At 67.9% G+C, this 11,574-nt stretch carries 11 protein-coding genes; 5 read left to right on the top strand and 6 right to left on the bottom strand.

What is annotated here, in order from left to right:
- Window positions 1-75 precede the first annotated feature (75 nt).
- Complete coding sequence (locus ACYQ78_RS28880) at window positions 76-1,104, top strand: hypothetical protein (protein WP_459804090.1); 1,029 nt, start codon at window positions 76-78, stop codon at window positions 1,102-1,104.
- Here the strand turns inward: ACYQ78_RS28880 and ACYQ78_RS28875 are convergent.
- Both ACYQ78_RS28875 and ACYQ78_RS28870 read right to left on the bottom strand, forming a co-directional pair.
- Entirely contained in the window at window positions 1,088-2,098 is a 1,011-nt protein-coding gene (locus ACYQ78_RS28875) for a hypothetical protein (protein ID WP_459804089.1), read from the bottom strand. The two genes, ACYQ78_RS28880 and ACYQ78_RS28875, sit on opposite strands and share 17 nt — an antisense overlap.
- A 116-nt stretch (window positions 2,099-2,214) precedes the next feature.
- Window positions 2,215-3,054, bottom strand: coding sequence for a helix-turn-helix transcriptional regulator (locus ACYQ78_RS28870; RefSeq protein WP_459804088.1), 840 nt, complete (start codon window positions 3,052-3,054; stop codon window positions 2,215-2,217).
- Between the two features lie 71 nt (window positions 3,055-3,125).
- Between ACYQ78_RS28870 and ACYQ78_RS28865 the strand changes: the two genes are divergently transcribed.
- On the top strand, window positions 3,126-4,448 hold the full coding sequence (locus tag ACYQ78_RS28865; RefSeq protein WP_459804087.1) for an MFS transporter: 1,323 nt from the start codon (window positions 3,126-3,128) through the stop codon (window positions 4,446-4,448).
- Here the strand turns inward: ACYQ78_RS28865 and ACYQ78_RS28860 are convergent.
- Together ACYQ78_RS28860 and ACYQ78_RS28855 are read right to left on the bottom strand one after the other, a co-directional pair.
- Window positions 4,442-5,008: a hypothetical protein gene (locus tag ACYQ78_RS28860; protein ID WP_459804086.1), complete on the bottom strand. Its 567-nt coding sequence runs from the start codon at window positions 5,006-5,008 to the stop codon at window positions 4,442-4,444. The genes ACYQ78_RS28865 and ACYQ78_RS28860 overlap by 7 nt on opposite strands.
- Window positions 5,009-5,073: 65 nt before the next feature.
- Window positions 5,074-5,967 (bottom strand): GNAT family N-acetyltransferase, encoded by an 894-nt coding sequence (locus ACYQ78_RS28855; RefSeq protein WP_459804085.1) that lies wholly within the window; start codon window positions 5,965-5,967, stop codon window positions 5,074-5,076.
- Between the two features lie 56 nt (window positions 5,968-6,023).
- Here ACYQ78_RS28855 and ACYQ78_RS28850 point away from each other — a divergent pair, with 56 nt between their 5' ends.
- The gene (locus ACYQ78_RS28850) at window positions 6,024-7,064 is read left to right on the top strand and encodes a LacI family DNA-binding transcriptional regulator (RefSeq protein WP_459804084.1); all 1,041 of its coding nucleotides are present in this window, start codon (window positions 6,024-6,026) and stop codon (window positions 7,062-7,064) included.
- A 114-nt stretch (window positions 7,065-7,178) separates the two neighbouring features.
- Window positions 7,179-9,053: a ricin-type beta-trefoil lectin domain protein gene (locus tag ACYQ78_RS28845; RefSeq protein WP_459804083.1), complete on the top strand. Its 1,875-nt coding sequence runs from the start codon at window positions 7,179-7,181 to the stop codon at window positions 9,051-9,053.
- Between the two features lie 198 nt (window positions 9,054-9,251).
- On the opposite strand, the gene ACYQ78_RS28840 is transcribed toward ACYQ78_RS28845, so the two are convergent.
- Entirely contained in the window at window positions 9,252-10,208 is a 957-nt protein-coding gene (locus ACYQ78_RS28840; protein ID WP_459804082.1) for a hypothetical protein, read from the bottom strand.
- Between the two features lie 124 nt (window positions 10,209-10,332).
- Window positions 10,333-10,845 (bottom strand): RICIN domain-containing protein, encoded by a 513-nt coding sequence (locus ACYQ78_RS28835; protein ID WP_459804081.1) that lies wholly within the window; start codon window positions 10,843-10,845, stop codon window positions 10,333-10,335.
- A 264-nt stretch (window positions 10,846-11,109) separates the two neighbouring features.
- Between ACYQ78_RS28835 and ACYQ78_RS28830 the strand changes: the two genes are divergently transcribed.
- Window positions 11,110-11,517: a hypothetical protein gene (locus ACYQ78_RS28830; RefSeq protein ID WP_066363907.1), complete on the top strand. Its 408-nt coding sequence runs from the start codon at window positions 11,110-11,112 to the stop codon at window positions 11,515-11,517.
- Window positions 11,518-11,574: the final 57 nt, after the last annotated feature.

Below are 11,574 nucleotides of genomic sequence, written 5' to 3'. Positions count from 1 at the left end.
TTCGTTCGAAGCGAAAGGGAAAACCGGATGCCCCCCAGAAGGACCCGACCTCCAAAGAAACCGAACACCAGAAGAATGATCGGTGCCGGTTTTCTGGTATTTGCCGGAATAGCCGGATTCGTCTGTTCTGGCATTCTGGATTGGTCGCCGGTCATACGCATGATCTTCGCCGTGGTCGCCTTGACGGGGATTCTGGTGGGCATCTACGCCCAGCAGGACCGACGTCGGATCGAGTCCCGAATCGCGATCGCTGTATCGGTCATCGCGGCGGCGGCGAGCCTCGCGGCCGTCTCGTTCGACTCCGACGAGAAGCCCGCTCCGGACTCGGGCGGCAAACCCACGCCTCCCCCCGCGCCCCCCTCAAGCGGCAGCGAGCAACCGATCACGGTTGACCTCGTTCGCATCGAGCCCAGTGACGACTCGAGCATCTGGGCCACCAGAGAGCCACTCGGGCTCACGCCGACGCAGTTGAAGGAACTGGACGAGACCGACGACCAGCACGCCTGGATACTGGCGAAAGGCGGCGTCTACGTCGGCCAGATCGAGACCCGGATCGTGATCAAAGGCAATCACGCCACACCCGTGACGTTGGTGGGCATGAGGGCGATGTCCTCGTGCGAGGATCCACTCGACGGCTCGATTCTGAGCAACCCCAACCAGGGTCTCTCAGAGATCGCCAAGGTCGGATTCGACCTCGATCAGCCCAACCCTGAAGCGGCTTCCGTGCTGGTGGACGAAGCCGGCAGTCCGGTTAAAGACGAAAACGGCCGGATCCAGATGCGGGGCGTCTATCTCAAGGACGCCAAAGACGTTCGGTTGGAGAAGGACGAGCCCATCACCTTCCGGGTATACGCGCAGGTCACCCGGTACTACTGCGAATATGTCATCCGGATCGAGACCCTGTCGAACGGGAAGATCATTCCGACGACCATCGACGACAACGGCAAGCCGTTCCGGCTGACCGCCTACGCCGACGGCAACGATTTCTCGGGGTACCGCGACGTCTACTACGGCGGGATCTGGAACAAGCCCGTCGGATGGGCGCGAGGGAAACGGATCGCATCGGGCGGCTGGCAACCCACGAACCCTAGTTGGGTGCCGTAGGCGACCAGGCGACCGCGGTGACCCCACCGACGCCACCGGGTTCGAGGGTGAACGGCCCCACGTCAGTGATGCCCACCGTGTCCACTCTGACCAGGCCGGAAAGGGTGAGGTGACGCCCATCGGGCCCGTAGTCCCGCCAGATCGCCCGGTCGCCCGTGGGGATCCACTGATCGCCGTGGAGCCGGTAGATCTCCGGCTCGACGACATGCGCACGCGTGTCGGCGCAGTCGGGCCCCGGGATCAGTGACGCGTACACATCTCCCGGCAGATCGAACCAGATGGCCCGGGTGTGCCATCTACGGATCCCCTTCAGAGGAGGGGGTTCCGGCATGACCTGCCGGCCTGAAGCCAGGTCGAGGATCACTGGAGTGCCGTTGTTGTTGCAAATGCCACCATGGCCGTGCGCCACATAGGCCATTCGTCCACCTTCGCGGTCGAAGGTCACGTCGATCGGCGGCCGGGAGCCCCGGCTGATCGCGAGCGGGAAGAACCGCCCGTCGGCCCCTAAGCGGTACATCCGCTGAGGGCCGCCCGACACCTTCTCGTCTTCGCGGAGCACGATTCCGTCGGTCTGCCCTGTAGCACCGACGATCGACAGGGGCGGCCAATTTCCCTCGGTGAGGCTCAGCCGTCCTACATCGCCGGTTTCCGGATAGGTGAGCAATTCGGCTTTCTCCGCGGCTTGGTCGTCGGACACCAGAGCACCGCCCCGGAATGCGATCCGCTCGCACACGCACGCCCAGGTCTGAGTGGCACCGTCGTCGCGTGTGGAGGCGAGCACGATCTGGCCGGCGTTACTGGTGCCGCTACTCATCAGCCAGGCGAGCCGATTTCCATCGGGCGACCATTCCAGCTGCCGGACCGACCATTCCGGCGGGATCGTCGCGAGAATACGGCCGGGCGTGATGATCACATTCTTCGACGTCGCATAGGCGTATCGCGCGACCCGTTCCGGACCGCTTCCCGGCACAGCCGAAATAATCGTTGCAGCCATGGTAAGAATGGCGACCGGCCGCCTCCAGATGCACATCTCGACCCTCCCGAAAATGCCGCATGTGATTTCCGGGATCACGGTATCGGCAAGGCATCCAGAGAATGGGGAGATTCGTATCAGTGCTCGTGGTCGAGGCCGGGCTTGTGTTCGTACAGCCATTCCATGTTCGCCCGGCTCGCCTCGTCCGCCGCCGTGTACACCACGATCCGCGATTCCGCCGGCGCTCCCAGCGTCAGGCTCGTGCTGATCAGGTTCAGCAGTCCCACCGCCGGATGCTTCATGATCTTGTTCCGCGTCCACGACCGCGCCACGTCATGCGCCGCCCACATCCGCGCGAACTCGGCACTCTCGACAGTGAGCCGGTCGATGAACGTCGTCCACGCCGGCTCCCCCAGATGTCTCCCATACGCAGCCCGGAACGTAGCCACCATCTGCGGCAACTCCTCCTCCCGGTTCACCATCACCGCGCAACACCGGGGCCCGGTCAGCGTCTGCCACAGCGCGTTCCGCTCACACCGAGGCACAGAAACCAACCGGCAGAACAGAGCCGCATAAGCCTCGTTCCACGCCAGCAGGTCATACCGCGCGTTGTAAACAGCAGCGGGAAGCGGAGACAGCCCGTCGAGGATGTCCCGCACCGCCGGATCCAGTTGCTCCCCGTCCGGATCCCCCGCCACCCCACCAGGCACGTCGGCCAACCGGTAAAGATGCTCCCGCTCGGTAGCGTCGAGCTTCAAAGTGCGGGCCACAGCGTCGAGCACCTGCGAAGACACGTTGATCGGCCGCCCCTGCTCCAGCCACGTGTACCAGGTCACCCCCACCCCGGCCAGTTGCGCGAGCTCCTCGCGCCGCAATCCGGGCGTCCGCCGCCGCGTCCCCGGCGGCAGGCCCACGTCCTCGGGCGAGATCCGTGAACGCCGGTTCTTCAGGAAGGCCGCAAGTTCGGCACGCACCATGAGTGGTAGCCCCAATACCAGGATAAGCAGGCTCTTAGTAACTGGATAAGCGTAACGTCACCCTACAAGGCATGACCATCGTCGAAACCCGGTCGCGCCCCCTCCTGGGCCTCATCCTGACCGGTCAGTTCATGGCGATCCTCGACGTGTCGATCGTCAACGTCGCCGCCCCCACCATCCAGGCCGATCTCGCGACATCGGGAGCGGAGCTTCAACTCGTCGTCGCCGGGTACACGATCGCCTACGCCATGCTGCTCATCACCGGCGCGCGGCTCGGCGGGCGGTCGGGATATCGCCGGTGGTTCCTCGCCGGGCTCGCGGTGTTCACGGCCGCGTCGCTGCTCTGCGGGATCGCCCCCACCGCCGCCACGCTGATCGTCTTCCGGCTGCTTCAGGGCGCGGGAGCCGCTCTGATGGTGCCGCAGGTGCTCAGTCTCATCCAGGTCAGCGTCCCTCAGGCCGGTCGGGCCAGGGCGCTCGGCATCTACGCCGCCGTCATCTCCCTCGCGGCGGTCGGGGGGCAGATCCTCGGTGGGCTGCTCGTCACGCTCGACCTGTTCGGCTCCTCGTGGCGGCCGATCTTCCTCGTCAACGTTCCCATCGGGCTCGTGCTGCTCTGGCTCGGGGCCAGGAATCTTCCCGCCGACGAGCCGAAACCCGGGCGGGGGCTCGATCTGCCGGGACTCATCACGTTGTCGCTGGCCACGAGCCTCGTCGTGGTTCCGCTCGTGCTGGAGCGCGGGTGGCTCTTCATGGTCGCGGGGGCGCTGGTCTTCGCCGGGTTCGTGGTGATTCAGCGCAGGGTCGCGCATCCGCTCATCCCCGGGCATCTGCTCAGGGTTCCCGGGCTCGTGGCCGCCGGGGTCGCGATCTTCGGGGTCATGGCCGTGTACGGCGGATTCCTGTTCTCCAACGCACTGCACCTCCAGAACGACCTGCACGACTCCCCTCTCCGAGCGGGCCTGACCTTCGTGCCGATGGCCGCCGCGTTCGCGCTGGTGAGTCTCAACTGGAAGCGGGTGCCCGCCCGGCTGCACCGGCGGCTGATCGTCTCAGCCTCCGTCGTGGTGGCCGCGGGGCTGGTGGCGCTGGCGGCGGTGTTCGAAGGCGGCGGCCACGGGATGCCCTACCTGCTCATCGTGCTGGCCGTGACCGGGGCGGGGATGGCGGGGGCGTTCAGTCCGCTCATGACGGTCGCGCTCGCCAAGGTGGCGCCGGCCGACGCTCCCGACGCCAGTGGTCTGCTGGCGATGATGTTGCAGCTCGGGCAGGTCGTGGGGGTCGCCGCGTTCGGGACGCTGTTCCTGTCGAGCGGATCGATCGCCGTCACCATGGTCTGCCTGGCCGCGGCCGCGCTGGCGTCGGCCGTGGCGGCCGGGTGGCTTCGTCAGTAGAAGCACTGCACCAGGACGTCGTCGAGCTCGGTCCGCGCCATTACCCCGGGCCCCGCACCGCCCACGTGCACGGTGGCGAATCTCAGCACGACGTCGGCCTGCCACGCGTTCCAGGTGACCGTCACCTGCCGATAGCCCGACGTGCCGTCGGAGGTGACCGTGGCCAGCGCGAGATACGTCCACGTGGCCGGATCGATCACTTCCACGTTCAGCTGGGTGGCGGGGTTGTTGGACACCCTGGCCCAGACTCCCATGCCGCACCGCGACCCCGGGTGGGCGGCCACCGGTGAGAGCCGGATCGTCCGCCCGATCGCGCACCATCCGGCGGAGGGGCCGGAATAGACGACGGCGGACCTGGTTCCCGTGCGTGGCTGCCCTCCGATGTTGCCGTAGAGGGGCACGCCACACTCGCCCTGATCGGTGAAGGACCACCTCAGGTTCGGGTTGTCCCCCTCGAAACCGTCGGTGAACTGCCAGAGCCCGGCCGACGCCGGGCCCGCCGGGAGCAGCACCCCCGCCATCACGACGATCACTGCGATGAGCGCACGCAACGAGTTCATGCTCGCATTGTCAGCGCCGCACCCGGCCTTGTTGACCCTGGACTTTCGCGCATGCGTCCCTAGGGTCAGAGGCGGGTCTTCCAGATGTCCAGCGTCAGGTAGGGGCGCATCCCCATCGACGTGTACAGGCCCAGGGCCGGGGTGACGTTGTTCGAGTCGACGTCCAGGATCGTGCCGACGCGGCCGCGCCGGAAGTCGGCGGCGAAGGCGCGGCTGAGCAGGAGTCTGCCCAGGCCACGGCCGCGCTGTTCGGGGAGGACCGCCAGGCGGAGCACGTAGCCGCAGTTCTCGTCGGGGACGAAGTTGTCGGTGCCGATCAGGGCGGCGGCGGGCTTGCCGTGGACGCGGGCCAGCAGCATCTGGCCCCAGTCGTTGGAGCTGGAGGCCTCGCGCGACTCGTACCACTCGTCGTAGGTGCGCTCATAGGCGCCGAAGTGCTCGGCGAAGCCGATTTCCAGGACGCGGTGGACCTCTCGGAGCATCGGCTCCTTCTCGGCGGCGCCCGCTTCGACGGTCACGCCGGGGAGGAACTCCACCTCGGGCTGTTCGGCGTGGTCGATGCGCATGCGGTGGAAGCTGGTCGCGTGGGTGAAGCCGCGGGATTCGACGGCCTCCCGTTGCGCCGTGTCCTGGGCGTACACCCCGATTTCCGCCGTGACGCCGGTGAAGCGGGCGAGAACCTGTTCCCACAGGGCGTCGGCGGCGGTGGTCGTGCGGGCTCGGACATCGACCATGATCTCGTCTGTGCGACCTTTGCGCAGCGCCTGGCCGAAGCCCGTCAGGCGGCCGTCCTCGAAGGCGAGCCAGCCGTCGGTGGCGGGGTCGAAGTCGGGGTCGGCCAGCAGGTCGGTGATGTCGTCGCGGGTGCAGTCGGGGTGACCGACCACGCTCGTGTCGAGGTCGGCGATCAGGTCGTAGATCGCCTGGGCGTCCGCCGGTTTGGGGCGCGTCAGTTCCATGCCCCTTTTGTATGATGACCGGCTTGGTGGCCGCTTGAGGATTTGTTGGAGGTGCGTTGGCCAGGGACAGGTCGAACAGCAGGGCGACGGTCCGCGACGTCGCGGCGGCGACCGGGCTGTCGATCGCGACCGTCTCCCGGGTGCTCAACGGGCAGGCCAACGTCGCGCCCCACACGCGCGAGCTGGTGCTCGCCGCCGTCGGCCGCCTCGGCGACCAGGCGCCCCGGCCGCGCGCCGAGCAGGCGGCGGGGGCCGTCTACGTCCGCTGTCCCTATCTGCTGACCGACTATTTCGGGCTGATCGTGTCCTCGGTGGCCGAGACCATCGACCTGCACGGGCGCCAGATGATCCTCAACGCGGGCGAGGCGGCCCAGTCGGCCGAGATCCTGAAGACCCTGCCGGGCCGCTCGGGGATCGCGGGCGCGATCCTGATCCTGCCTCCGGAAGAGCCCACTGATCTTGTACGCCTCCGCGACCAGGGCTTCCCCTTCGTCGTCGTCGACCCCCGCACTCCCCCGGCCAGAGACATGGCGGCGGTGTCGGCCGCCCACTTCGCCGGGGGGCGGGCCGTGATGGCCCACCTGGTCGGGCTGGGGCACCGCCGGGTCGGGATCATCGGCGGGCCGGTCGACTGGCTGGCCGCCGAGGCGCGGCTGGCCGGCTACACCTCGGCGCTGGCGGGGGCCGGGGTGCTGCCCGCGCCCGAGCTGACCAGAGCGGTCGACGAACCCAACACCGGCAACGGCTACCGCGCCGCCGCCGAACTGCTCGACCTGCCCGAGCGGCCGACGGCGCTGGTGGCGTTCAACGACAAGATGGCTGTCGGGGCCATGTGGGCCGCCGCCGAGCGGGGGCTGTCGATCCCGCGCGACCTGTCGATCGCCGGTTTCGACGACATCGACGTGAGCCGCGCGACCAGCCCGGCCCTGACCACGGTGCGTCAACCGCTGCAGGAGATGGGGCGCACGGCGGTCACCCTGCTGATGCGGATCCTGGGCAAGGAGGCCGTCGAGGCGCTGCACGTCTCCCTGGGCAGTCAGCTCGTCGTGCGGGAATCCACTGGACCGGTCCCGACTGTTCCACTTGTTTCACACTGACCTTGACAGGTTTTGTCGGGCGTGTTGTGCTGTGGCGCACAGCAAGGTTTCTTTCCTGTTTCATTTGTTTCAGGTCCGCCAGCCGGCGTCCCGCGGACCGCGAAAGGAAGCACGGTGTTACGTCACCATCGCCGCCGGGCCGTCGCGTTCGGCGCCGCCCTGATCACGACCGCGGCACTGCTGAGCGCCCCCGCGTACGCCGCCAACGAGACCGTCAACGTCTGGCTCACCACGACCTCCGACGGCGGCGGCCGCAACGTCACGCGCGGCCTCCAGCAGCAGTCTCCCGTCACCTTCAGCACGACCGCCGGTGGGGCCACCCACAACATCACCGTCAATGAGAACACGACGTACCAGACCTTCGAGGGCGGCGGCGCATCGATCACCGACACCACCGCCTACCTGTTCCGGGGTGGCGCCATCAGCGCCGCGACGCGCGACGCGGTCATGCGCCGCCTGTTCCACCCGGTCGACGGCATCGGCCTGTCGTTCGTGCGCAACCCGATCGGGGCCTCTGACCTGTCCCGGCCGGGCAACGTCTCGCTCGACGACACCTGCTGCAACCTCAACGACTTCGGCGCCAACGGCTACGACACCAACGTGCGGCTGCTCACCCAGCAGGCCAAGCAGCTCAACCCGCAGCTGCGGGTGAAGGGTGTGCCGTGGAGCGCCCCCGGCTGGATGAAGGACAACGGCCGGATGGACCAGATGGGCTGGCTCCAGTCGCAGTACTACCCGATGTACGCCCAGTACCTGGTCAAATACATCCAGAGCTACCAGGCGATCGGCGTGCCGGTCGACTACATCTCGGTGCAGAACGAGCCCAACTGCTGCCAGGCGGGCAACCCGACCGCGATGAACTACCCCGGCATGAGCTGGAACGCCTCCGGCCTGACCGAGCTCACCAAGAACCACCTCTATCCGGCGCTGCGGGCGGCGGGCCTGTCGACCAAGGTCCTCGTCCACGACTGGAACTACGGCGACTACGGCCAGATCGGGTCGGGCATCCTCGCCGACGCGGCGGTCCGCAACGACCCGCTGTTCGGCGGCATCGCCTGGCACGGCTACTTCGGCGACCCGGCCGTCGGCACCCAGGTGCGCAACCAGTATCCGAACGTGCCACAGTTCTCCACGGAGCACTCGGGCGGCACGTGGGTCGGCAACCAGCACAACGAAGACATGTCGGACATCGTGAACTACACCCGTAACTGGTCGAAGAGCGTCGTCAAGTGGTCGCTCGCGCTCAACCAGTTCATGGGCCCGCACAACGGCGGCTGCGACGTCTGCACCGGGCTCGTGACCGTCCAGGAGGGCGGCGCGCGGGCGGGTCAAGTGGACAACACCATCGAGTACTACACGACGGGTCATTTGACCAAGTTCGTCAAGCCGGGTGCGGCCCGCATCGAGTCAACCGCCAACGGTACCGTCCAGAACGTCGCCTGGAAGAACACCGACGGTACCAAGGCCCTGATCGCCCACAACGGCACCGCGTCGTCCCAGTCGGTGCGGGTGAACTGGGGCAACCAGGCCTTCACCTACACTCTGCCCGCGCGCACGACCGCGACCTTCACGTGGACGGGCACGCAGAGTGGCGGCGGCACCGGCAACCCCGGCGCCGGGGCGATCACCGGCCTGGGCGGCAAGTGCATCGACGTCGCCGGGGCCTCCACCGCCAACGGCGCCGCCGTGCAGCTCTACACCTGCAACGGGACCGCCGCGCAGCAGTGGACCCGGCCGGGTGACGGCACCATCCGCGCCTTCGGAAAGTGCCTCGACGTCACCGGTCAGAGCACCGCCAACGGAGCGCAGCTCCAGCTGTGGGACTGCGGCGGCACCGCCAACCAGCAGTGGACGTACACGGCGGGCCGTGACCTGGTCAATCCCGCCGCCAACAAGTGTCTCGACGTGACCGGCAACTCCAGCGCCGACGGAACCAGGCTCCAGATCTGGACCTGCACCGGCGCGGCCAACCAGAAGTGGAACGCCTAGCCACCTGAATGGGGAGTGAAGGGGTGGCCGGGCCCTCCGGGGCCCGGCCATCTTCGCGTGCCGGGCGCTTTTTCGCGGCCAGAGATGTCTCGTCGCGGGCCCGCACCGGCGCGGCCGAGGAGCGTCAGGATACGGCGCGGACCCCGGTCGGCGGGCGGTGCCGGGGTGGGCGGAGCCGTAACGGAAGAAGAAGAGCTTCTAGCCTGTGATCTGGGGTTTGCCCTTGCCCTTGAAGAAGATGCCGGGGAAGCCGGCGGTCTCGAAGCCGAGGCTCGGGTTGTTGCGGAGCTTCGAGCGGGTGATGCGCAGGGTGCCCGAGTTGTCGTTGCTGACGAAGAAGATGGCGCCGCCGCCCTCGTTGGCGCGGTTGTTCTGGATCGTCGAGCCGGTGATCGCGACGGTGAAGTAGTTGCCGTCGAGGTAGATGGCGCCGCCGCTGCCGCCGCCGGGCTTGCCGCTGCGGGCCGGGTTCGCGCCCGAGCCGGTCGCGCGGTTGCCGGTGAAGACGCTGTTCTGGATCACCCACGAGACGCCGATGCTGCTCAGCGCGCCGCCGTTGGCGCAGGTCCCGTTGGTGAAGCGGCTCTTCACGACGGTGACGGGCAGGTCTCTGTACTGGTCGAGCACGCGGATGGCCGCGCCACCCAGGTCGGGCCCGCTCGCCTCGCACCGGTTGCGGGTGAAGGTGGCGTTGGCGACGCTGAGCCGCCCGCCCCGGACGAAGATCGCGCCACCCCCGCCGCCCTCGGCGACCTGGCCGATCGAGTTGCCGTCGGCGAAGCCGATGTTCTTCACGGTGAGGCGGGGCGTGGCCTGGTCCTGGCAGTGCGAGGTGGTCCACACCTGGGCGCGGTCGCAGGTGTTCATGTAGAGGATGCGGCGCTTGCCCATGCCGCTCAGGGTGACCTTGCCGCCGCCGTCGATGACGACGTCACGGCTGGTGTTGCGGACCTTCGCGGTGGCGGTCATCTTGATCGTGACCGGCTTCGGCCCGCAGTTGAACCGGATGGTCCCGCCCCTGGCGACCGCGCGCACGACGGCCTGCGAGGTGCAGCTAGCGGGCGTTCCTTTTCCGACGGTCTGTACGGCCGCCGCCTGGGCCGGAGCCGCCGGGAGCACGGAGACGAGCAGGAAGGCGGGGAGCAGGAGACGCATCTGGCGGATGTTACCCCTGGGACGGGACAGGGCGAAACAGCACGTTCCATGTCACGGAACCAGGGCCGTCCCGCCTCAGGGGGTAACCGGCCGCGGCCTGCCCCCGCACCGCGGCCGGTTCCCGCTACCACCAGGTGTTGGTCCCCCTGGCCAGGCGCCAGAGGCGGTCGGTCGAGTTCTGGTCGGCGTCGAGGTGGAGCGAACCGCGCTCCCCGACGGCGATCGCCAGCCCCGGGTCGAGCCGGGGCCGGAACGTCCCCCACCCGGTGGGCGAGTCGGCGAGGGTCTCCTCGGCCCGCCGCGACCAATCTTGCAGCGGGGAACCGTCGCAGGCGCGGATGACCAGGGGATCGCCCGGGGCGGGGGCGGCGGTGCCCGGCTGAAGGCACTTGTCCGCCTGTTCGTTCCTGAAGACGGTGTGGCCGTCGGCCCGCTCGTCGACCGACCAGCGCGCGGTGGAGTCGTGCAAGGTCGGCGACCTCAGGCCGAAGGCGGTGCCGTTCTCCAGAACCGCCAGACGGCTGCCGTCCATGCGGTTGTAGACGCGGATGCCGGGCGTGACGTCGGCGGACGCGGGCCCCGCGATCATGGGCAGACCGACCGCGACGATCAATGTGACCCGCACGATGCTACGCACAGTGAGCTTCCCCTTCTCCAGGCGGACGCCCTTCCGGATCCACTTATACACACCCCCCGCCGGATGCCGTCGGACCTGCGATTTTCCGCCTTCCCGGACGTCGCCGGATGCCTTCGGACGGACGCGGATTCCCTCGGAATTTTCTCGCCATATCCGCACATCGGCCGCCTGATTGAAAATCAACAATCAATGGTGCATGCCATCACGTCAGGCATTACTCTCACAATTGTCACGGTTATCACCGCGTCCAGAAACGGAACCCCCATGCGTGATGAGCTCGCCGGAAAGGCCTCCAGAGACCTGCTCCGCGACACGGCCGTCGGCCTGCGCGTCGACGCCGGCAACCCGTCACTCAAAGAGGTCGAGAAGGCTGCGGCCGCCCTGTGCGTCGAGGAAGAGAACGCCGGATGGGTCCGGTTACCCGACTCGACCCTGTCCGACTACCTGTCGGGACGCCGGGACGTGCTGCCCGACTGGCGCTTCATCCACACGTTCGTGGTGGTCTGTCACCGTCTGGCGATCGCCAACGGCCTGGAGCCCGAGCCGCTGAGAGACCTGAAGGCGACGTTCGGGGCGTTATGGAAAGCCGCGAAGCACAAGGAGAAGGGATCCCTCACCGTGATCACACCCTTGCCCTACCGTCAGTACGACATCCTTGAGCCGACGATCTGAGGCCTACGCGGCCGTCTCCCACCTCTGGGGAGAACACCTGGCCGCGCCTCTACCCAT

Source organism: Herbidospora sp. RD11066 (assembly GCF_054661255.1).
This window is presented reverse-complemented; position numbering and strand designations above follow the sequence as displayed.